This is a genomic window from Paenibacillus sp. YPG26 (assembly GCF_023704175.1).
Classification (GTDB): Bacteria; Bacillota; Bacilli; order Paenibacillales; family Paenibacillaceae; genus Fontibacillus.
Map to the genome: position 1 here is coordinate 1,654,674 of NZ_CP084530.1, position 20,248 is coordinate 1,674,921.

Sequence of the window (20,248 nt, forward strand, 5' to 3'; positions counted from 1 at the left end):
CCCCACCCAGGGAAGGAAGTGATGCTTACAGACGATCAACTAAAATTCAAACTAATCTGAAAGGTGGGAATTGAAATGCCCAATTCGGCAACGCTCCAAAGGGGTATTCAAGAGAACTTATACCAGCACATCGAGGAATGGGTGAGAGGAACCAAGCAAGAGGTATGCGGAGTAATATTTCTGTATTCCGAGAACAGTCCTGCCAATTTAGACGCCCAAGTCCGTGGAATACTGGAAGCTCAGCCTGATCTTTCCTTTGAGGTTTGGAGTGATGACGAGAACAGTACCCTGGCAGTGATTCTGCCGGGACGAACTCTGGATGCTGTGCATTTTGAAGGGCTGCTGCTCAAGCAGCGGCTTCAGGATAACCAAGCGGATCTGGATCCACGGATCACGTTGGCCAGCTTCCCGGAACAAGGAGAACCTACGGAAGCTGTAATGAAGCAAATGGCTGAGTCTGCCAGACGCAGCTTGACCGGAGATATCCATATTTTCACAAAAGAAGAATCAAAGGTTGCCCGCAGCAGTATTCTGGTTGTGGACAATGATCCGACTATTCGGGAATTTCTACAAATTCGTTTTAAAATGCAGGGTTATGAAACATATGAGGCTAACGATGGTCTCACTGCTCTGAAATTAATCGAACAGATGAAGCCGGACCTGGTTCTGACTGAACTGAATCTGTATGGAATTGACGGCCTGCCGTACATCCATCATATTCAAAAGCTGAATGGAAATAAGTCACCGAAGATCGTAGTTTTGACAGAACAGAAGGTAGAACAGACGATTAGTCAATGCTTCCAAAGCGGAGTTGAAGACTACATTACCAAGCCGTTCTCGCCGGTAGAGCTTGATGCAAGAATTCGCCGCTGCTTTAACTAGTGATTTTCTAAACCTATTATTCTATTAAACTAATATATAGATAAATTGGAGGATGAGAAATGTGAATAAAGAATACCATGACTTATTGGGTGCTATTGAATCGAAGAATGCCGTACTTGGTGTGGTAGGTCTTGGCTATGTAGGCCTACCGCTCGCCGTAGAGATGGTCAAGCAGGGATTCCATGTCATTGGTATTGATCTGGATATCTCCAAAATTGATAAATTATATCGTGGAGAATCTTATATTCACGACATTTCCAATGAGACACTGGGAGAAGCTATCGCTTCTGGAAGGTTCAAGCCGACTGCTGATTACAGCTCCATTCGTCAAATTGACGCAATCAGCATTTGCGTGCCAACGCCGCTTAGTGAGAACCAAGATCCAGATACTTCCTATATTGTGACTGTAGTGGACGAAATCAAGAAATACATGAAAAAAGGCATTCTGATCACGTTAGAAAGCACAACCTACCCAGGAACTACAGAAGAGCTCATTCAACACGAGCTTGAAGCTCTTGGCTATAAAGTCGGGGAAGACTTCTTCCTGTGCTTCTCTCCTGAACGGGTTGATCCATCGAACACACGCTTCAATACATTCAATACACCGAAGGTTATCGGTGGAACTACTGAAGCCTGCCTTAAGCTTGGCGAAGCACTTTACAGCAAATATGTCCAGACCGTAGTTCCTGTCACTTCTCCGAAAGTGGCTGAGATGTCCAAGCTTCTCGAGAACACATTCCGCAGTGTTAATATCGCCTTCATTAACGAAATGGCAATGATGTGTGACCGTATGGGTATCGATATTTGGGAAGTAATTGATGCGGCAAAAACAAAACCATTCGGCTTCATGCCATTCTACCCGGGCCCTGGCATCGGTGGTCACTGCATTCCGCTTGACCCGATGTACCTCTCCTGGAAAGCCAAAGGCTTCCGTTTCTACAGTCAATTCATTGAGCTAGCCCAATCTACCAATGACAATATGCCTTACTATGTGGTTAACAAGACTTCGAAAATTCTGAACGAGTATGCTAAATCGGTCAAGAAATCGAACATTCTTATTCTCGGTATGGCTTACAAGCCGGACATTGCCGACCTTCGTGAGTCCCCAGGACTTGAAGTATACGAGCTGTTCAAGGACAGCGGCGCGTATGTAAGCTATTACGATCCGCATGCTACTACCTTCCGTGACAAGGCGGGAAGCACTGTCAGCAGCATTGCTTATGATGTGGAGCAATTCAAGAAATATGACTGCATCGTACTTATCACGAATCACAGTGATCTGAACTATAGCGAAATTGCCAGCCTAGGTGTACCTATTCTGGATACAAGAAATGCATTCAAAGGTTATTCTTATGAGCATGTATACAAGATCGGTCATTCTGTACAACAGGTTGCTGAGAAGGAAGAGCCAGCTCTGATTGTATAAACCGATTATTATTAGATTAGGAAGGGGGATCAGACGATCAAGTTATTTTTGATGAAGAATAAGGGTTATATCTTCGCTCTCTTGGTCATCATCATGGCTTTGGTCGTGCTTATTCCTTATCTTAACAAGCAGCCATCGGCACCAGAGACTAAATCCACGTGGCTTTGGGACACGGATTTGATCATTGATCAAGCTGATGATATTGTCAGATTCTCCAAGGAACAGGGCGTTAAGATTGTTTTTCTGCAAATTGGTGAGAAGGTGGCTGCGGATCAATACCGCAGCTTCATCTCCAAGGCCAAGAAGGAAAAGATTGAGGTACATGCTCTAAATGGCAGACCTGGATGGGCACTGTATGACAACAAAGAGGAAGCGGATGAATTCCTGAACTGGGTGAAGGACTATAATGCAAGCTCCAAACCGGAGGAGCAGTTTGCGGGCGTCCAATTCGATGTGGAACCTTATTTGCTCAAACAGTGGAAGTCCAGTCAGAAGGTTGTGCTTCAGGAATGGATGCGCAATATGAGATCGTGGAGCGAAAGCGGCAAAGAGGCCGGACTCTCCGTTGGAGCGGCGGTCCCCTTCTGGCTGAACGGGGTGAATAATCCCAATGGTAATGGCAAGCAGCCGATGAGTGATTGGATGATCGACAGGCTTGATTATCTGGCCATCATGGCCTACCGTGACAAAGCGGATCAAATCTATGAAATTTCTGAACATATGCTATCTGAGGCCGACTCACAGGGCAAGAAGATATGGGTTGGAGTCGAGGTTGCGCCGAGCCAAGAGGGTGAAGGGGTATCCTTCTATGCCCAGTCTGACTCGAAGCTGGATGCGGAGCTGAACAAGCTGGTCAGCATGGGAGATAATCATGTCTCCTTCGCGGGTATCGCTGTTCACAGTTATGAAGCATGGCGTACCCGGTTCGATGAGACAAAGACAGCACTCAGAAATGACTAGTGAAGAGAAGGCAGCCTTAAGGGCTGCCTCTTTTTTGAATCAAGACAAGTGAGTTTAATAGGAGAAGAGGTAGTCGTAATGAGCAGATTTTTGCGTGGGGAAGTGGCAAGAATGGCCCAATTAAATATGGAGACGATACGATATTATGAGAACTATGGTCTCATTGATACGCCTTCCAGGAGTGATTCAGGATACCGCATCTACTCGGAAGAGGTTCTTACCCGTCTCACTTTTATCAAGAATGCCAAGGACTGCGGCTTCACACTCAAGGAAATTAGGAAAGCGCTTAAGGCTGGGAAGGACAGCATCCGAGTTGAAGACTTCATCGCATTGATAGACAGAAAAATCCACAGCATAGAGACAGAGATTGAAAGACAGCAGAACACCAAGAATATGCTCAGCCATTTGAAAAGCAGTCTGCAGTCTGTACATAAGCAGCCAGAAATTAAGCAGGTCCTTCAAACACTTGGAATCAAGGAAGAAATTGAAGCTTGACGTTGTAGCTGACGTTTTTACCGCGATATGACGGCAAGAATATCCTATTCCAGCGGGCTTAGAGTACTGACCTTTGAGTATCGTAAAGCACCGGAGGATCCATATCCGGCTGCGAATGAGGATGCGCTTACAGCATACTACTGGCTTAAAGAAGCGGGTTATTCCGCCGGTCAGATCATTTTTGGCGGTGACTCTGTAGGTGCGACCCTTGCCCTTATGACCCTGATTACCCTGCGGGACAGGGAAGAAGCTCTTCCAGCGGGGGCATTTCTGATATCCCCTCATGCGGACCTGGTCCATTTGGATGGGGACTCCTATGTGACTAACAGGGAGAATGACCCCACTGGCAGCCTGGAAGGGAATAGAAGACTCATTGCAGCCTATCTGGGCAGCTGGCAGGGTGAACCTCCAGAAATATTGTCGCCCCTAAAAATGAATCTTGCAGCGCTTCCGCCTCTACTGATACAAGTGGGCAGTCTGGAAGTGCTGCTGAGTGATGCGGTAAGGCTGAGCGAATGGGCGAAGCAAGCAGGTGTAGACGTAACGATGGAGATCTGGGACAATATGTGGAGTGTCTTTCACTTTCTTGCCTATATGCTGCCGGAAGCGGAGCAGGCGATCAGAAATATAGGTGCTTTTAACAAGGCCAAGATATTAGATTGTAATCGATAAGGAGAGATTAGGATGATTTTGCACAAAGGAGAGATTTTGTTTCATCAGGGGGATGATGGAGCATATTTGTACAAAATCAAAAGCGGCCTATTCAAGGTAACCAGACTTCACGAGAACGGAAATATGGTTCTGTTTAATATCTTATATCCAGGGGAGACGGTTCCGCATCATTCTTTGATATCACCCAAAGAGACTCATGGAACCGCGATCGCTCTGATACGAAGTGAAGTTGAGGCTATTCCAGCTGACGAATGGTATAGAGAACTTGAGGAGGATCCCAAGAGGCCGCTTGAGGTGGCCAGCCTGCTTCAGGAGAAGGTCAGATTCATGCAGCAGCGGCTGGATCATCTGACTGTAGGAACACCAGCTGAACGCTTAGAGCTGCTCAAAGAATGGCTGAGCAGCTATGCCCACGGAGTTCCATTGACGGATTATCTGACACAGGAGGAGATTGGCCAACTGATCGGAGTTCGGCGTGAGACGGTCAATCGGCTTCTACGGGGACACTAACAGACATTTAGAATAACAACACAACAAAAAGCTGATCCCGGTGCGGGTCAGCTTTTTGGGTATTAACAACGATCCTTATAAATGGTCTGCTGGTCCAAAGAACTCGAAGTGTGTCCGTTCCGAAGGGATTCCCCAGGTCTTCAAGGCCTCATTCACTGCACGCATAAAAGGGACAGGTCCGCAGAAATAGAAGTCCGAATTCGGGTCCGTTACCTGCTGAAGCCAGGCCAGATCAAGATATCCTGTCTTATCGCATACCTCGTCCTGTGCAGGTGACTCATAGATCAGGAAAGACTGAAGATTCGCATGCTCCCTGGTTAAATCCGTGATATGGTCCTTCATGGCGTGGTGGCTTCCACTGCGTGCTGCATGAATATATACAATATCGCGATGAGGGCTGTTCTTGAGAAGAGTCTCCAGCATGCTAACCATAGGAGTTAGTCCAACCCCGCCGCTTAGCAGAACAACCGGGTTGTCCTTGGTCTCATCCAGAATAAATACGCCCGCCGGGGCACTTAAGTCGAGCACTGTGCCTTCCGTTACCGAATCATGCAGATAAGTAGATACCACACCTGCAGGTTTATCTGCTTCAGCGTCTTCACGCTTCACGGTGATCCGGTAGTAATCCGGATTAGGTGCAGCTGACAAGCTGTAATGGCGCAGATGGGTGAATTCCTGGCCTTCCGGCTTAACCCGTACTGTGATGTACTGTCCTGGCGCGTAAGAAGCGATAGCTTGACCGTCTGCCGGCCTCAGGTAGAAGGAGGTGATCAATTCGCTTTCGCGAACCTTGCGATAGACCTCGAAGGGACGAAATCCGTCCCAGCCGCCGGGTTGCCGTAAGGCATCCTCATACATTTTCTGCTCGGTTCCAATAAAAGCATCTGCTATGACTCCATAAGCACGTCCCCATGCCTCAATAATCTCATCCGTAGCTGCATCCCCAAGAACAGATTTGATGGCTGCCAGCAGGTTCTCCCCGACTATAGGATAATGCTCCGGCTTAATACCAAGTGCCCGGTGCTTATGTGCAATTTGGACGACCACCGGAAGAATCTCTTCCAATCGGTCAATGTGGGCTGCAGCTGCATATACGGCATTGGCGAGTGCGGCAGATTGCTTGCCTTGGCGCTGGTTGGCATGATTGAAGATATTTAACAGCTCGGGGTGGTTCCTGAACATCGTCTGGTAAAAGGTCTTGGTAATCTCATGCCCGTGTACCTCTAGAACGGGGACGGTTGACTTGATAATGTGAATGGTGTGTTGATCTAACATTTGCAGCATCTTCCTTTCCGTAATCGGACTCGATTTCTTTACTTCATGGATGGTCTGTAGTTCAATCCATATAAGTATAGAAAGCCACCAGGAAGCTCATTGTGATTCTCGTCACACGGAAAGTTGATACTTTGTGATTAAGAATTATTTTGCAATGAAATTAGTCACATGGTTTCAGAAAATAATATTATTTTTACATACAAGCTGTTTAGACATGATTATTGCTGTGGTATAATAAGATTAGTAAGCAGAAACGACGGGGGCTGTAAGTCTCGGAGCTCATGGTTCGTTTTTTGCAAAATGAAAAAGAAAGGATCAGGATACCATGTGTCCCCGAAGGACAATTCCCCAAAGGACGATTTGGAAACGTTGTGATCTCTCTTATACTTAGCTTCTTTCGTGGAATGTCGGTGTACGGCCAAATATCCCACGAAAGAAGAGTGTGACAATGCGAAGGATGAAGTCCTCACAGACCTTCTTCGTAGGGAGTTGCCGTAAGGTCAACCAAACTACGATAAGAGGGATTCTGTATGAGGAAAAAGAAGAGAAGTCTAGTTGATTCGGAACAATTGTTCATGATGCTGATCGGCACTTTTTTACTGGCATTTACGTATTATCATATTAATTTTCAGAACCATCTCTCGGAAGGCGGCTTTGTGGGTCTGTCGCTTCTTGGAAAGTATTTATTCGATTTCCCTCCTGCTCTGACCGCGTTAGTACTGGATATTCCGGTATTTATCGTTGCCTTGTTCCTTAAAGGACGCAAGTTCCTGATGAATACTTTGATTGCATCCATAGCTTTCTCGGGATTCTACGAGCTGTGCGACCGGTTCTCACCATTTCAACTGGACCTGCAGAACAATCTGATGATTGCTGCTGTCTTATCTGGGATATTCACCGGAATTGGCGCCGGGGTGGTGCTTCGGGCAGGCGGAGCGACAGGCGGGGATGATATCTTGTCTCTGGTTGTCAGCCAATTAACAGGACTTAAGATCGGTACCGTATTTATCGTCCTGGATGCTATTGTGCTATTAATATCTCTTGTATATATGCCTGTGCTAGAGACGATGTACACCATCGTTGCTGTGTTGATTGCAGGCAAAGTGATTACCTGGACCGTGAATTATGGCAAGGCCGCAGAACCCAAGCTGCGTGTTCCTTACGCTGTAAAAGAGAAGACCGTTCGTGCATAAGAGTGGAGCATCTACTGGCTGAAGCCGGATAGGTGCTCTTTTTTATATAACAGGACTAGCATTAATTTCATAAACAAAGAGGACCTCTATTAAGGGTCCTCGTCGATTATTTAGTGTGTGAGGGATGGTTCTTGTCCCATTCTTCAGCTTTGGAAGTACCGATGGCAATAGCCTTACCTTCGTCATAACCTTCTTCCAGCAGGGCGTTCGCAATCTCCACAGCTTTATTTCTGATTCTTGTGTCCAGATTCTTCATTGAGGGTGGATAATCATTCTTGTCCCAAGGCATATGGATCACTCCTTAGCTCAGTATAGAATAATAATTACCCGGCCAGAGGTGATCTAAACGAGAAGTGATTGATTGGATCCTCTTTCTGCCTGTCACGAGTTGAACAGATAACGATATTCACCGTAGCCTTGTTCCTCGAGCTCTTCCTTGGGAACGAACCGCAGGGCTGCGGAATTGATGCAGTAACGAAGGCCATTCTCTCCCGGTCCATCAGTAAATACATGCCCCAAATGTGAATCCGCTTCAGCGCTTCTGACTTCCGTCCGTACCATGAAATGGCTGAGGTCGGTCTTCTCTTTGACACTGTAGTCGCGCAGGGGCCGGGTGAAGCTTGGCCAGCCACAGCCAGAATCATATTTATCCTTCGAACTGAACAGGGGCTCACCGGATACGATATCCACATAGATCCCTTCGCCGTGATGGTTCCAGAATTCATTGGCAAAGGCAGGCTCAGTCCCGTTCTGCCGGGTGACTTTGTATTGTATGGGTGTTAGGCGCTGTCTCAGCTCATCCTCGTTAACTGTACCAGACCAATGTGTTTCGATAAAATCCTGACGACCCGAGCCTTTGCGGTAACGCTTATAGTGGGCGGGATTCTTCTTGTGATAGCCCTGGTGATATTCTTCAGCTGCGTAAAAGGGAGCCGCTGGCAGAATTGGAGTCACAATCGGCTTATCAAAGCGGCCGCTCTCAGCAAGACTCTGCTTGGAGGCTTCCGCCAGAACACGCTGCTCTTCCGTGTGATAGAATATGGCTGTCCGGTAGGAGTCGCCCCGGTCGTGGAACTGACCGCCTGCATCGGTTGGATCAATCTGCTGCCAGAACAAATCCAGCAATTTTTGATAAGGGAAGATCCCGGGGTTGTAGGTAATCTGTACAGCTTCATAATGACCTGTTGTGTCGGAGCAGACCTGCTCATACGTAGGATTCTCCACATGACCGCCGGTATAGCCGGAGACTACACTCTCTATTCCCGGAAGCTCCTCGAACGGTGACACCATACACCAGAAGCAGCCCCCGGCAAAAGTAGCAAATTGTTGGCCCTCGGACGAATTACTCATGTTACCATTCACTCCTCTATATTGATATGTTTGTTGTTATCCTCGCTTACTTCGCTCTTGTCATTCTTTTATATCCCCATAGAACAGCTCCCGTAAACAGCAGGTAGATGATCAGAACCTGAAGCGAGAGAAGGGGGTTGCTGCTTAGTGTGCCCCCGAGAAAAGAATATACAAATATCCCAGGCAGCTTGCCAATCAGGGATCCAAGGACGAACACGCGGAACGACATCGTGGATACCCCGGCATACACATTGACCGCCATTTGAGGAAGCAGGGGAATCACTCTCCAGAGCACGATCGATTCAAAAGGATGCTTATCAACAAACCGTGTATACCGGTCCAGCGTCTTGTATTTGGCCAGCCAGATTCGGGCCTGCTCCCGGTAAGCGTATTTGACAGCAGCATAGACAAGGGCTCCTGCAGCTGTGGAGCCGATGAGACAGATCATACCTCCCCACCAGGCCCCGTACATATACCCTGCCGCGCCTACCACCAGCTTATAAGGGACTACAGGAAAAAGGGCCAGCAGGGTAGTCATTCCCAGCATGGCGGGCACAGGAGGACGGTGATGGAACCATGCGGTTAGTTCGTTTTGATATAATAATGCGGCTACGAATAGCATTCCATAGACCGCGGCAGCCAGCCATTTACGCATTGCGGCTCCTTTCAGGGAAGAGGTAGCATACTTATCTAGAAGTATAATACCAAAGTGCGGCCAGGGAATCGACCTCTTTCCGGTAAATCAATGAATTTGGGGCTGGCGCCTTATATCATACTTGTGCTATAATTCTCTTAAGAAATATGCATGGTTCCCAAAGGGGAGTAGCTACTTACAATAAAGTCGTCATTACGGGATGAAATCCCCGGCTTTATTGACAACGAATTCGTTGTTAGCGAGACCTTTGCCCGGTGCTTGAACTTGGGTAAAGGCCTCTTTTGATGCGTAAAGCGTCGCGGCCCAAGTAAAGCCGCGACGCTTTTTTTGCGTGGACCGGCCATTATAACAGGGGTAAAGGAGAGAATTGTATGGATTTTATGAGTTTGGATTTCTGGTCTATTCTATTATCAATTATTTTGATTGATCTAGTACTGGCCGGAGATAACGCGATCGTAATTGGACTCGCTGCGAGAAACGTGCCGAAGAAGGACCAGAAGAAGGTTATCATGTGGGGGACCGTAGGTGCGATCGTCGTCCGCGTCGTCATGACGGTGCTGGTTGTGCAGCTACTTGCAATTCCAGGATTAAGATTAGCAGGAGGCCTTGCGCTGCTCTGGATTGCCTACAAGCTGATCGTCGATGATAAGGGTCACGACATCAAGGCGGGCAACAAGGTCTGGGCGGCTATCCGGACCATTATCATCGCGGATACCATGATGGGGCTTGATAATGTGCTTGCCGTGGCAGGTGCCGCTCACGGGGATAATGTGATGGTAATTATAGGGCTGGCAATTTCGATACCTATCATGATCTGGGGAAGTACCGTGATTCTGAAGCTGACAGAACGTTTCCCGATTGTAATTACCCTGGGGGCTGCAGTTCTGGCATGGACAGCGGCTAAGATGCTGGTGGACGAGCCACTCGTCTCGGGATGGTTCGCCAACGGGGCAGTCAAGTATGGCTTTGAACTTATCATGATTGCTATTGTTGTTGGTTTGGGTACATGGGTCAAAAGAAGACATGAAAGACAACGGGCTATCCGCGATATAGTGAACGGTTAACGAACGTTGATGAATAAGACAACACCGCCTCTCAACCAAGATTGAGCAGGCGGTGTTTTTTTGGCGAATTCAGCTGTTCATCTTCTCTCTGCTGACCAAGCGGAACTGCTTGGGGGACATTCCGAACCGGGAACGGAATACTTTATGGAAATAGTTATAGCTCGGGAAGCCGGAGCTCTCTGCGACATGTTCCAGAGACAAAGGACTGAAGATTACCCGTTCACGGGCCATATTCAGACGAACTTCCAGGGCATGCTGCATAATGCTTGTTCCAAACGCTGCCTTGAATAGATGAACCGCTCTGGACACGCTGATTCCTACATGGGCGGCCACATCCTCCAGCTTGAACGTGGTGGAGGCATTCGCTTCAATATAATGCTTAATCTGATAGGCGAGATAGGTACGCGGAGTAGGAACAGGAATCTCCTGCAGCTGTCTGTCAATATCCAGGCAAAGAATACGGAGATAATATTCAGCAATTTCCGGGGAAGGATTAGAGATTCTCTGCTGCTCCAGCGTGATTTGACGGAACAACCCGATGAAGCCCTCAGACAAAGGAACGCGGAGCTTGTTAGGGCGCTGCCGCTGCTTCCACCAGTCATCCATCCATTTACCGCGAAGAAGAATATAGTAATCCCCGCTGAACAGCGTCTGGTCGCCCTGTTTGTTCTCAGAGGCTTCAATCCGCAGCTCATAGGGCTCCCCAGGAGGGAAAATTAACAGATCTCCCGCCTCGACCATCACAAGCCTTCCATCACAGCGGGTCCGGCTGCGTCCTTCGGTCTGAATGCGGATCAGATAATGCTCCAATCCATCCTCATGACTGGAAAAGTAAGGCTTCCGGTGCTGGGCATATCCCGCTGCTAAAATATGCAAGTTCTCATTAACGTTCATGTTACGTCTCCCTAACCTATCATAAAATAATGACCAGATTGTTCAGGTTTCAATCATATTATTCATTTTACTGCAGCCGAAATAGGAATACCATATTACTTGTTAAATAGTTTGCACTGCAGCGAGATTACATATGTTTGAAGGTCACGGCTTGTGCGGATAGGGTGCTGGAGAAGACAAAGAGCGGTCAGATCATTTGCGGAATTGAAAACGTATACACCGTAGATGATAAGACCACTTGCCTTTATGAGGAGCAGGGCCCGGAAATCTCGGGCACCTTGCATTGCTAGTCTGCTCGGACCACTCCGAAGAATAAGCGGCTTGGCAGCTGCCCGGGATAGTCCGGCAGACGGTACATACCGGAGAGAATGCGGGTAATCCCATCTCTGTCCATACCCTTATCCACTTCCTTCAGCCCCCTACTATTTTGACGGTGAAGTTAAGCTCGGAAGAACGGGTAATGAGGGATGGGAGATTGTACCGCACATCTGTGAATTCATTTTTACTATTTAAATATTGAGGAGGGCATCGTCATGTCTAGAGTGTTGAAAGTAGCCGTAATCGGCTGTGGAGGTATTGCCACAGGTAAGCATCTGCCGAGCTTGTCCAAGCAGAAAGAGGTGGAGCTGGTTGCCTTTTGCGATATTGTTGAAGAGCGTGCGCTTGAAGCCAAAGAGAAATACGGTAACGAGAACAGTAAGGTCTATACGGATTACAAGCAGCTGCTTGAAGAAAGCGGAGCAGAGGTAATTCATGTATGCACTCCGAATGATTCACACGCGGAGATCACGATCGCCTCACTGGAATCAGGCAGACATGTAATGTGTGAGAAGCCAATGGCGAAGACAGCTGAGCAGGCCAGAGCTATGCTGGATGCCGCCAAGCGTACGGGCAAGAAGCTGTCCATTGCCTATCAGAACCGCTTCCGCAGTGATAGCCAATATCTTAAGAAGCTCTGTGATGACGGCGAGCTTGGAGATATTTATCTAGGGAAGGCGCTTGCTATCCGCCGCCGTGCTGTTCCTACTTGGGGCGTGTTCCTGGATGAAGAGAAGCAGGGCGGAGGACCGCTTATAGATATCGGAACCCATGCGCTGGATTTAACTCTTTGGCTGATGAACAACTATGAGCCAAAGAGCGTAACCGGCTCGGTATTTCACAAGCTCGGAAGCCGGAAGAATGCGGCGAATGCATTCGGGTCATGGGATCCAGAGGAGTTCAAAGTGGAGGATTCCGCATTTGGATTTATTACCATGAAGAACGGTGCGACCATTATTCTGGAATCCAGCTGGGCTCTGAATGTGCTTGAGATTGGGGAAGCACAGACCATTCTGAGTGGTACAGAAGGTGGAGCCGACATGAAGAATGGTCTTCGTCTGAATGGCGAGAAGAACAGCCGTCTGTGGGAGACCAAGGTGGATCTTAGTTCAGGCGGGGTGGCCTTCTACGAAGGGGAAGAAGAGACGGATGCGTATCTCGAGGCTAAATCCTGGGTTGAGGCTGTGCTAGAAGACCGTGAACCGCTTGTGAAGCCAGAACAGGCGCTGGTAGTAACTGAGATTCTTGAGGCTATTTATGAATCGGCAAGAACAGGCCGAACCGTATATTTTGAATAATAACTAGGAGGATACAATTATGAAATTAGGAGTATTTCTAGTTCTGTTCGGAGACCGTTCATTTGAAGAGGCTTTGGATTTTGTTGCGTCCCAGGGCGTGAAGGCAGTGGAGATTGGTACCGGAGGGAATCCGGGGAACAAGCATTGCCAGCCAGATGTACTGCTGGAGAACAAGACGGCTAGGGATGAATTCAAGAAGGCGTTGGATTCCAGGGGCATTACAATCAGTGCCCTAAGCTGCCACGGGAACCCGCTCCACCCTCAGAAAGCACTTGCTAAGGCGGATCATGAAGACTTCCTGAAGACCGTCAAGCTTGCCGAGCTTCTAGAGGTTCCCGTTGTGAATACTTTCTCGGGATGTCCCGGCGATCATGAAGATGCGAAGTATCCGAACTGGCCGGTTGCCCCTTGGCCGAATGACTACCAGGAGATTCTGAAGTGGCAGTGGGAGAACAAGATCATTCCTTATTGGACTGAGATGGGGAAATATGCAGCTGAACATCACGTAAAAGTTGGACTTGAGCTGCATGGTGGATTCTCCGTGCATACCCCTGCAACCCTGCTTCGTCTTCGGGAAGCCGCAGGTGAGGCCATTGGAGCGAATCTGGACCCGAGCCATATGTGGTGGCAGGGTATTGACCCTGTTCAAGCCATTCATATTCTAGGCCGTGAAGGAGCTATACATCATTTCCATGCCAAGGATACGGTTATTGATCCGGTCAACGTGAATAAATACGGCCTTACAGATATGCAGTCCTATGCCAACATGCTTGATCGCGCATGGCAGTTCCGTACGGTAGGTTACGGTCACGATATCAAGACCTGGGCGGATATAATCAGTGCTCTGCGCCTGGTAGGATACGACTATGTGGTAAGCATTGAACATGAAGACGGCTTGATGTCCATCGAAGAAGGGTTCACCAAGGCAGTGCGTAACCTGCAATCAATCATCATTGAAGATTCGAGCGCGGATATGTGGTGGGTGTAAAAGCCCATGCCACATCCATTCCATATAATTAAATAAATTTTTAACAAATAAGCCAAACTATGATCGGAGGATAATATCCGAAAATAGTCTTGGCTTATTTGTTATGAAACGTTCATTTTGTATACCCTTTCACGTATATATTGTATAATCAGGCAGTATCCTGGTTTTCTTTATGACCAAAGTATTGTAAAATATATATACTAACTAAACGTAAGTTTTCGGTTATACCCTGACCGGAGTATAAAGAGGTGATTTCTATGGAGGGTCAATGGAATTTGTGTCCGCGATTTGAAACCGCGTTCTCTTTTCTCGGTAAGAGATGGAACGGTCTGATCATACAGACCTTGATGAGCGGCCCTAAGCGGTTCAAGGACATTTCTGGGCTTATTCCGTCGATGAGTGACAAAATGCTGTCCGAACGCATGAAAGACTTGGAGTGTGAAGGCATCCTGGTTCGCCATGTATATCCCGAGACTCCTGTCCGGATTGAGTACGAATTGACAGACAAAGGCAGAGCACTTCAGCCGGTAATGGAGCAGATTCAATCCTGGGCAGAAGCCTGGGTAGAATAATAAGCCAGTGTCTTGCTGCTGGCTAATTAACATAGAAAGCAGGTGCTTTAGTGGCAGAGATCATCATTATTGGAGCCGGACCGGCTGGAGCCAGTGCAGCTTTATTTCTGGCCAAGGCAGGTAGAGAAACCTTGGTAATTGACAGCAACACAAGTATGACCAAGCGGGCTTGGATTGAGAACCACTATGGCGTCAGAGACATCTCGGGACCGGATCTGCTCAAGATCGGTCGTGAGCAGGCCGCCAAATTCGGAGCCAAATTTATTGAAGAGAAAGTTACGGCTCTGGATACCAACGGCGGCCAATCAGTTACTATTAAGACGGAATCGGGAAGAAGCTATGAGGCGTCTCATGTGATCTTTGCTACGGGAGCGCTTACAGATTTGGCTAAGCATATCGGGCTTGAGTTTAAGGAAGGTCCGGAGCCTAGAATTAAGACGGTTATTGCAACGGATAGGGAAGGCCGCACAAGTAAGCCGAGAATCTGGGCAGCCGGAACGGTGGCCGGGGCAAGTGTTCACACGATTATAACGGCTGGCGACGGTGCTAGAGTAGCAGTTGAAATATTAAGCGAGTTAAATGGCGAGCGTTATGTAGACCACGATGTATTGAAATCATAAATATGATCAGGCTTTTTGCAGCTATATCTGCAGAAAGCCTTTTTTATTTAGAATTGTGATCAATAGTGACTTTTATTACAAAATCTCTGTTACTCAAATCACACATGTTCTTCAGTGAATTGAAGTACGATGGTATCAGATATTAACCAAAAACAATGGAGTGGATGAAATGGGTATGGCTAATCTTGCTTTCAAAGCAGAAGACATGGTGAGAGACGTTGTGGTGCGTTTTCCTAAGTCAAGCGATTATTTTCGAAGCCATCGTATTGACTTCTGCTGTGGTGGGAATCGTCCGTTAAGTGAGGCGTTGGAAGAGAGAGGTCTCAGTACTGAAGATGTGTTGAAGGATCTTCACAGGCTGCTCAGCGAGCATCCAGTGACCGAAGAGAATGATAACTATGCGGCATGGAGCTCTAATGATTTGATCGCATACATTGTGAATAAGCATCATGCCTACCTTCGTGAGGAGCTTCCGTTAATCGAGCAGAACGTGAAGAAGGTATTCCGCGTTCATGGTCAAGAGGGGGAGCATTTGGCTGAAATTAACCTTCTATTCGGAGTATTGAAGAAAGAACTGCTTGAACATACAGACAAGGAAGAAGCAAGTGTCTTCCCGAAAATGATTAATTGGGAGTCCAGTCAGGAGCCGGACACGCTGAACAAGCTTCGTTCCTCTATTACAGAGCTTGAGGCGGAGCACGATGCTGCAGGAGATATTTTGAAGCGGCTTCGCGAACTGACTCAGGATTTCACGCCGCCAGCTCATGCTTGTACAACCTACAGAATGACTTATTCCCGGCTCGAGGAATTAGAAGCGATGACCTTTCAGCATGTTCATGTGGAGAATAATATTTTGTTCCCCCGTTATTGAGTAAGAGAAACTGTGATGAAGTATGCTTATGAATGTGAAAAGTATCACTATTATGTGAGCTATATCACTATAGTGTGAGGTATGTCACAACTTCGATATTGTACTGTCGATATACTTAAGTCATCAAAGGGCGAAATTAAACAATAACATGCCTGAATAGTTTGAGGAGGCATCTGAATATGAGCACGAATAAAAAGAAGCTTGTTGTCATAGGTAACGGAATGGCCGGGATTAGCACGGTCGAGCAAATTCTTAAGTTAACTACAAATTTTGATATAACGGTGTTTGGCAGTGAACCACACCCTAACTACAACCGGATTATGCTCTCTTATGTTCTGGATGGCAGCAAGACGATGGATGATATTGTTCTCAATGATCTGAATTGGTACAGCGAGCATGGGATTAAGCTTCATACCGGCACGACGGTAACACATATTGATGAAGCCAGCAGAGAAGTCGTGGCTGAGAATGGACAGCGCGTGCCATATGATCAAATTATTATAGCAACTGGCTCGAAGCCGTTCATCCTGCCGATTCCAGGCAGCGATAAAGAAGGCGTAATCGGGTTCCGCGATATCGAGGATTGCAATCAAATGCTGGAAGCAGCCAAGAATTACAAGAAGGCTGCGGTTATAGGCGGCGGACTACTAGGACTTGAGGCTGCCAAAGGACTTGTTCATTTAGGAATGGACGTGACTGTGGTTCATCTGATGGAAGATCTGATGGAGCGTCAATTGGACAGCACGGCTGCAGCAATGCTGAGAGCGGAGCTTGAGCGTCAAGGGATCAAATTTGCCATGGGCGTTCAGACCACTGAATTGATCGGTGAGGAACGGGTGCAAGGACTGAAATTCAAGGACGGAACCGTGCTTGAAGCTGACTTTGTCGTAATGGCTGTTGGAATCAAGCCTAATATTGCTGTCGCGGCGGCAAGTGGAATTGAGACAAACCGGGGCATCATTGTGGATGACTTCATGCAGACATCCATGCTTAATGTATACTCCGTCGGAGAATGTAACGAACATAGAGGTGTGTGTTACGGTCTGGTAGCCCCACTCTTTGAACAAGGCATGATTCTGGCCAAGCATATTTGCAATGTGGACACAGCTGGCTATGAAGGTTCTGTTGTATCAACAAAGCTTAAAATTTCGGGTGTTGATGTATTCTCAACTGGAGAATTTATCGACGGGCCAGAGCATGTTGTAATTGCTCAGAAAGACGAATGGAAGCGAACTTACAAGAAGATTTTGCTTAAAAACAACGTCATGGTAGGAGCAGTGCTCTTTGGCGACATTACAGAATCCGCTAATTTGCAGAAGCTGATCAAGCAGAGAACAGAGATGACGGATGAGCTGTATGCTCAGTTGATGGGAACCGGCTGCTGCGGCGGCGGAGCTGAGAAGAAATCGTCGTCTGTAGATACGATGGCTGATGACGAAATCGTATGTGGATGCAACGGGGTAACGAAGAAAGCAATTGTCGATGTAATTAATGATCAGGGCCTGACAACAGTGGATGAGATTAAAGCTTGCACAGGAGCTACACGTTCATGCGGCGGTTGTAAGCCTGTTGTTGAACAAATCCTGCAGTACGTCCTCGGAGATGGCTTCAAGAAGACAGCCAAACAGGGAATATGCGGCTGTACAACCTTGAGCCGTGATGAAATTGTTGCTGAGATCAAGAGCAAAGGTCTCACTACAACCAAGGAAATCATGCACGTGCTTGATTGGAACCAGAAGGAAGGATGCTCGAAGTGCCGGCCAGCCTTGAACTACTATCTGGGCATGATCAATCCGGATTCACATGTGGATGAGAAAGAATCACGTTTTGTTAACGAGCGTATGAATGCGAATATCCAAAAGGATGGCACCTATACCGTAGTTCCACGGATGTACGGCGGTGTAACTACTCCAGAAGATCTTAAGAAAATCGCCGATGTCTCGCTCAAATATGATGTTAAAGCTGTTAAAGTCACAGGCGGACAGCGTCTAGACTTAATTGGAGTGAAGAAAGAAGATCTTCCAAAAGTATGGGAAGAGCTGGATATGCCATCAGGGTACGCATATGCCAAATCGCTGCGCACGGTTAAGACTTGTGTCGGTTCGCAGTTCTGCCGCTTTGGTACACAGGATTCGATGGGTATGGGAGCACTTCTTGAACGCAAGTTCGAGAGACTTGATTTCCCGGCTAAATTCAAGATGGCGGTTAATGGCTGCCCAAGAAACTGTGCCGAGTCGTGCACGAAGGATATTGGTATTGTTGGTAACGATGGAGGCTGGGAAATCTTTATTGGCGGTAACGGCGGGATTAAAGCCCGTCTTGCGGATTCGCTGTGCAAAGTGAAAACGGATGAAGAGCTTATTGAAATCTGTGGCGCGATGATGCAATACTACCGGGAGACCGGCAACTACCTTGAGAGAACATCGGAGTGGGTTGAACGGTTAGGTCTGGAACAGATTCGGGCAGTTGTGGTGGAAGATGAAGCCAACCGCAAGGCCTTGATGGAACGCATCGAGTTTGCGCTTGAGCAGGTTGAAGATCCTTGGAAGAAAGTCTTGAATGATGAGAAGACCCAAAGAGCCTTGTTTAATCAGCTGGACCCTGCGTTGCTTCAGAAATAAGCTCACTCAGTTCGAAAGGAGAGTTATCCATGGAAGAAAAGCATGCCTATTATCCTGTGGGAACAGTAAATGATTTTCCCGCACAGATTGGCCGGGTTGCACACGTTGGTGAAGTGGAAATCGCGATATTCTTAAATTCAGCCGGAGAGATATATGCGGTAGAGAACAAGAATCCTCATCCTAAGGGTGGGCCGCTTGCAGAAGGAATTGTCTCTGGGACATACCTGTATGATCCGCTCTATGACTGGAAGATCGATCTTAAGACCGGACTCGTGCAGGCCCCTGATGAAGGAATGGTAAGAACCTTTCCCGTAATTGTCAAGGGTGGTATCGTCTTTGTAGGCGCGCTGGCTCTTGAACCGGCAAAAGTATAAAGAGAATGAGTAAAGGATCCTTTCGAAATGAAAGGATCCTTTTTATATAACTCTGCTGAGTATTAAATACGTATTTAGGAAGCCCATTTTCCGATAAGATACAAGACCACACAGACACCAAGAAGTATGAAAGCATGTACAGTGAACAAAACAATGCTATCCAGCTTGTTGATCACATAGAGCGAAATCATTAGAAAAGTCCCTATCCCGGCACCGATCAGAAACCTCTTTAAATACCGACTTTTTGGTGAGTAGGATTTACGATTGTCAGCCATTTGAGTATGATGAAATGCACGCTTGCCAATCCATGTAACTAGACCCCAGGCTATGGATAATAGCAGTATGGCATTAAGTACAAATCCAAGGCCGATAGGGATATAGAGATTAATTTTGAAGGTTGAGAATCCATTTTGTATCCATTGATTAAGTGATCCCGAAACAATCACGTGTATTAATAATAATATACTTAAACCAGAGAATATGATGGCAACTGCCTCTTTCAGCTTGTCTCTCCCTGATTTTGAAGCCGAGTTAAGAATAATTTCATCGCAAAAGCTTTTGTAATCAGTTCCGATTATTGTAGATATGTCCTCATTTCTTTCTTGTGCAGCCAGAGTCATATCCAGCAGATCGTGCCTGACCAATTCCACTTGTGCATCGGGCATACTGCTAACCCGCAGATATACAACTATGTCCAACATGACTTGCTGGTTATGTTTCTCTAATTTCTTATCCAGTTCGTTATTTTTCATGCGAAGCTGATTAGTAGTTGTAATACTCAATGGCTCTCCTCCTTATCAGTCAAACAATTTGTGAACCGCAGCCACAAGAGTTAACCATTTCTCCCAAAAGGCTTCAAGCTCAATTAGTCCCTCATTCGTAAGGTTGAAATACTTTCTCTTCGGACCTAGTGGTGAATTCTTATAGTTAGCAGCGATCAATCCATTCTTCTCAAGCCTCATTAACAAAGGGTAAATTGTCCCTTCCGAAATGTTTGGGAATCCCTTAGAAATGAGCTTCTCGGAAATTTCATAACCATAAGTTTCATGAGTGCTAATAATTTTTAGAATACATCCCTCCAAAGTTCCCTTGAGCATTTGAGATTTATCATTCATCTGAACACCTACCTTGTATTACATAATAGCTTGTGGCTATATTGTATTACATACTAGTTTGCGAAAGCAAGCTGATTGTATTATGAATGTCAGCA

General features: G+C 46.9%; 22 protein-coding genes and 2 pseudogenes. 16 read left to right on the forward strand and 8 right to left on the reverse strand.

All coding sequences use genetic code 11. From position 1 onward, the window contains the following. Window positions 1–75: 75 nt before the first annotated feature. The 6 genes from LDO05_RS07665 to LDO05_RS07690 all read left to right on the forward strand — a co-directional run bounded on the left by LDO05_RS07665 (window position 76) and on the right by LDO05_RS07690 (window position 4,945). On the forward strand, window positions 76–882 hold the full coding sequence (locus tag LDO05_RS07665; protein WP_251378253.1) for a response regulator: 807 nt from the start codon (window positions 76–78) through the stop codon (window positions 880–882). A gap of 52 nt (window positions 883–934) precedes the next feature. After that, window positions 935–2,308: a nucleotide sugar dehydrogenase gene (locus LDO05_RS07670; protein ID WP_481857026.1), complete on the forward strand. Its 1,374-nt coding sequence runs from the start codon at window positions 935–937 to the stop codon at window positions 2,306–2,308. A 48-nt stretch (window positions 2,309–2,356) separates the two neighbouring features. Beyond that, window positions 2,357–3,268 carry a hypothetical protein gene (locus LDO05_RS07675; protein WP_481857027.1) on the forward strand — a complete coding sequence of 304 codons (912 nt, stop codon included), beginning with the start codon at window positions 2,357–2,359 and terminating at the stop codon, window positions 3,266–3,268. Window positions 3,269–3,346: 78 nt separating this feature from the next. Further along, entirely contained in the window at window positions 3,347–3,763 is a 417-nt protein-coding gene (locus LDO05_RS07680; protein ID WP_251378255.1) for a MerR family transcriptional regulator, read from the forward strand. Between the two features lie 27 nt (window positions 3,764–3,790). Beyond that, window positions 3,791–4,435 carry an alpha/beta hydrolase fold domain-containing protein gene (locus LDO05_RS07685; RefSeq protein ID WP_251378256.1) on the forward strand — a complete coding sequence of 215 codons (645 nt, stop codon included), beginning with the start codon at window positions 3,791–3,793 and terminating at the stop codon, window positions 4,433–4,435. 12 nt (window positions 4,436–4,447) lie between these two features. Next, window positions 4,448–4,945 carry a Crp/Fnr family transcriptional regulator gene (locus tag LDO05_RS07690; protein ID WP_251378257.1) on the forward strand — a complete coding sequence of 166 codons (498 nt, stop codon included), beginning with the start codon at window positions 4,448–4,450 and terminating at the stop codon, window positions 4,943–4,945. Between the two features lie 75 nt (window positions 4,946–5,020). Here the strand turns inward: LDO05_RS07690 and hmpA are convergent, their stop codons facing one another. Then, window positions 5,021–6,220: an NO-inducible flavohemoprotein gene (gene hmpA, locus LDO05_RS07695; RefSeq protein WP_251378258.1), complete on the reverse strand. Its 1,200-nt coding sequence runs from the start codon at window positions 6,218–6,220 to the stop codon at window positions 5,021–5,023. Between the two features lie 530 nt (window positions 6,221–6,750). Between hmpA and LDO05_RS07700 the strand changes: the two genes are divergently transcribed. Beyond that, window positions 6,751–7,413 carry a YitT family protein gene (locus tag LDO05_RS07700; RefSeq protein ID WP_251378259.1) on the forward strand — a complete coding sequence of 221 codons (663 nt, stop codon included), beginning with the start codon at window positions 6,751–6,753 and terminating at the stop codon, window positions 7,411–7,413. Between the two features lie 106 nt (window positions 7,414–7,519). On the opposite strand, the gene LDO05_RS07705 is transcribed toward LDO05_RS07700, so the two are convergent. Beyond that, window positions 7,520–7,702 carry a DUF2188 domain-containing protein gene (locus tag LDO05_RS07705; protein WP_251378260.1) on the reverse strand — a complete coding sequence of 61 codons (183 nt, stop codon included), beginning with the start codon at window positions 7,700–7,702 and terminating at the stop codon, window positions 7,520–7,522. A gap of 92 nt (window positions 7,703–7,794) precedes the next feature. Further along, window positions 7,795–8,247 carry a peptide-methionine (R)-S-oxide reductase MsrB gene (gene msrB / locus LDO05_RS18965; RefSeq protein WP_481857053.1) on the reverse strand — a complete coding sequence of 151 codons (453 nt, stop codon included), beginning with the start codon at window positions 8,245–8,247 and terminating at the stop codon, window positions 7,795–7,797. Between msrB and LDO05_RS18970 the strand changes: the two are divergent. Further along, a pseudogene (locus LDO05_RS18970) lies at window positions 8,236–8,289 on the forward strand (hypothetical protein); the annotation flags it as partial. The gene msrB and the pseudogene LDO05_RS18970 sit on opposite strands and share 12 nt — an antisense overlap. Before the next feature lie 3 nt (window positions 8,290–8,292). Here the strand turns inward: LDO05_RS18970 and msrA are convergent. Both msrA and LDO05_RS07715 read right to left on the reverse strand, forming a co-directional pair. After that, window positions 8,293–8,763 (reverse strand): annotated as a pseudogene (gene msrA / locus LDO05_RS18975) (peptide-methionine (S)-S-oxide reductase MsrA); the annotation flags it as partial. A gap of 46 nt (window positions 8,764–8,809) precedes the next feature. Beyond that, window positions 8,810–9,418 (reverse strand): TVP38/TMEM64 family protein, encoded by a 609-nt coding sequence (locus LDO05_RS07715; protein WP_251378262.1) that lies wholly within the window; start codon window positions 9,416–9,418, stop codon window positions 8,810–8,812. A 371-nt stretch (window positions 9,419–9,789) separates the two neighbouring features. On the opposite strand from LDO05_RS07715, the gene LDO05_RS07720 reads away from it, so the two are divergent. Continuing rightward, a complete protein-coding gene (locus LDO05_RS07720; protein ID WP_251378263.1) occupies window positions 9,790–10,482 on the forward strand; it encodes a TerC family protein in 693 nt (230 codons plus the stop codon). Window positions 10,483–10,551: 69 nt separating this feature from the next. On the opposite strand, the gene LDO05_RS07725 is transcribed toward LDO05_RS07720, so the two are convergent. Further along, entirely contained in the window at window positions 10,552–11,376 is an 825-nt protein-coding gene (locus LDO05_RS07725; RefSeq protein WP_251378264.1) for an AraC family transcriptional regulator, read from the reverse strand. A 533-nt stretch (window positions 11,377–11,909) separates the two neighbouring features. Here LDO05_RS07725 and LDO05_RS07730 point away from each other — a divergent pair. From LDO05_RS07730 to LDO05_RS07760, 7 genes are all read left to right on the forward strand, one after another. Continuing rightward, window positions 11,910–12,992, forward strand: a complete 1,083-nt coding sequence (locus LDO05_RS07730; protein ID WP_251378265.1) for a Gfo/Idh/MocA family protein — start codon at window positions 11,910–11,912, stop codon at window positions 12,990–12,992. A gap of 19 nt (window positions 12,993–13,011) precedes the next feature. After that, complete coding sequence (locus LDO05_RS07735) at window positions 13,012–13,980, forward strand: sugar phosphate isomerase/epimerase family protein (protein ID WP_251378266.1); 969 nt, start codon at window positions 13,012–13,014, stop codon at window positions 13,978–13,980. 257 nt (window positions 13,981–14,237) lie between these two features. Next, window positions 14,238–14,552 carry a winged helix-turn-helix transcriptional regulator gene (locus LDO05_RS07740; protein ID WP_251378267.1) on the forward strand — a complete coding sequence of 105 codons (315 nt, stop codon included), beginning with the start codon at window positions 14,238–14,240 and terminating at the stop codon, window positions 14,550–14,552. 50 nt (window positions 14,553–14,602) lie between these two features. Beyond that, on the forward strand, window positions 14,603–15,172 hold the full coding sequence (locus tag LDO05_RS07745; RefSeq protein WP_251378268.1) for an FAD-dependent oxidoreductase: 570 nt from the start codon (window positions 14,603–14,605) through the stop codon (window positions 15,170–15,172). 169 nt (window positions 15,173–15,341) lie between these two features. Next, complete coding sequence (gene ric / locus LDO05_RS07750) at window positions 15,342–16,043, forward strand: iron-sulfur cluster repair di-iron protein (RefSeq protein WP_481857028.1); 702 nt, start codon at window positions 15,342–15,344, stop codon at window positions 16,041–16,043. A 179-nt stretch (window positions 16,044–16,222) separates the two neighbouring features. Beyond that, the gene (nirB, locus tag LDO05_RS07755) at window positions 16,223–18,664 is read left to right on the forward strand and encodes a nitrite reductase large subunit NirB (protein ID WP_251378269.1); all 2,442 of its coding nucleotides are present in this window, start codon (window positions 16,223–16,225) and stop codon (window positions 18,662–18,664) included. 29 nt (window positions 18,665–18,693) lie between these two features. Next, a complete protein-coding gene (locus LDO05_RS07760; protein WP_251378270.1) occupies window positions 18,694–19,038 on the forward strand; it encodes a nitrite reductase (NAD(P)H) small subunit in 345 nt (114 codons plus the stop codon). Between the two features lie 74 nt (window positions 19,039–19,112). On the opposite strand, the gene LDO05_RS07765 is transcribed toward LDO05_RS07760, so the two are convergent. Beyond that, window positions 19,113–19,820 carry a DUF1129 domain-containing protein gene (locus LDO05_RS07765; RefSeq protein ID WP_251378271.1) on the reverse strand — a complete coding sequence of 236 codons (708 nt, stop codon included), beginning with the start codon at window positions 19,818–19,820 and terminating at the stop codon, window positions 19,113–19,115. Window positions 19,821–19,835: 15 nt separating this feature from the next. Next, window positions 19,836–20,153: a PadR family transcriptional regulator gene (locus LDO05_RS07770; protein ID WP_251378272.1), complete on the reverse strand. Its 318-nt coding sequence runs from the start codon at window positions 20,151–20,153 to the stop codon at window positions 19,836–19,838. Window positions 20,154–20,248 lie beyond the last annotated feature (95 nt).

Bases quoted from the DNA above. Each gene is read 5' to 3' on its own strand.
- LDO05_RS07665 (WP_251378253.1), top strand. From the start codon at position 76: ATGCCCAATTCGGCAACGCTCCAAAGGGGTATTCAAGAGAACTTATAC.
- LDO05_RS07670 (WP_481857026.1), top strand. From the start codon at position 935: ATGAGAAATGTGAATAAAGAATACCATGACTTATTGGGTGCTATTGAA.
- LDO05_RS07680 (WP_251378255.1), top strand. From the start codon at position 3,347: ATGAGCAGATTTTTGCGTGGGGAAGTGGCAAGAATGGCCCAATTAAAT.
- LDO05_RS07685 (WP_251378256.1), top strand. From the start codon at position 3,791: ATGACGGCAAGAATATCCTATTCCAGCGGGCTTAGAGTACTGACCTTT.
- LDO05_RS07690 (WP_251378257.1), top strand. From the start codon at position 4,448: ATGATTTTGCACAAAGGAGAGATTTTGTTTCATCAGGGGGATGATGGA.
- hmpA (WP_251378258.1), bottom strand. From the start codon at position 6,220: ATGTTAGATCAACACACCATTCACATTATCAAGTCAACCGTCCCCGTT.
- LDO05_RS07700 (WP_251378259.1), top strand. From the start codon at position 6,751: ATGAGGAAAAAGAAGAGAAGTCTAGTTGATTCGGAACAATTGTTCATG.
- LDO05_RS07705 (WP_251378260.1), bottom strand. From the start codon at position 7,702: ATGCCTTGGGACAAGAATGATTATCCACCCTCAATGAAGAATCTGGAC.
- LDO05_RS07715 (WP_251378262.1), bottom strand. From the start codon at position 9,418: ATGCGTAAATGGCTGGCTGCCGCGGTCTATGGAATGCTATTCGTAGCC.
- LDO05_RS07720 (WP_251378263.1), top strand. From the start codon at position 9,790: ATGGATTTTATGAGTTTGGATTTCTGGTCTATTCTATTATCAATTATT.
- LDO05_RS07725 (WP_251378264.1), bottom strand. From the start codon at position 11,376: ATGAACGTTAATGAGAACTTGCATATTTTAGCAGCGGGATATGCCCAG.
- LDO05_RS07730 (WP_251378265.1), top strand. From the start codon at position 11,910: ATGTCTAGAGTGTTGAAAGTAGCCGTAATCGGCTGTGGAGGTATTGCC.
- LDO05_RS07735 (WP_251378266.1), top strand. From the start codon at position 13,012: ATGAAATTAGGAGTATTTCTAGTTCTGTTCGGAGACCGTTCATTTGAA.
- LDO05_RS07740 (WP_251378267.1), top strand. From the start codon at position 14,238: ATGGAGGGTCAATGGAATTTGTGTCCGCGATTTGAAACCGCGTTCTCT.
- ric (WP_481857028.1), top strand. From the start codon at position 15,342: ATGGGTATGGCTAATCTTGCTTTCAAAGCAGAAGACATGGTGAGAGAC.
- nirB (WP_251378269.1), top strand. From the start codon at position 16,223: ATGAGCACGAATAAAAAGAAGCTTGTTGTCATAGGTAACGGAATGGCC.
- LDO05_RS07760 (WP_251378270.1), top strand. From the start codon at position 18,694: ATGGAAGAAAAGCATGCCTATTATCCTGTGGGAACAGTAAATGATTTT.
- LDO05_RS07770 (WP_251378272.1), bottom strand. From the start codon at position 20,153: ATGAATGATAAATCTCAAATGCTCAAGGGAACTTTGGAGGGATGTATT.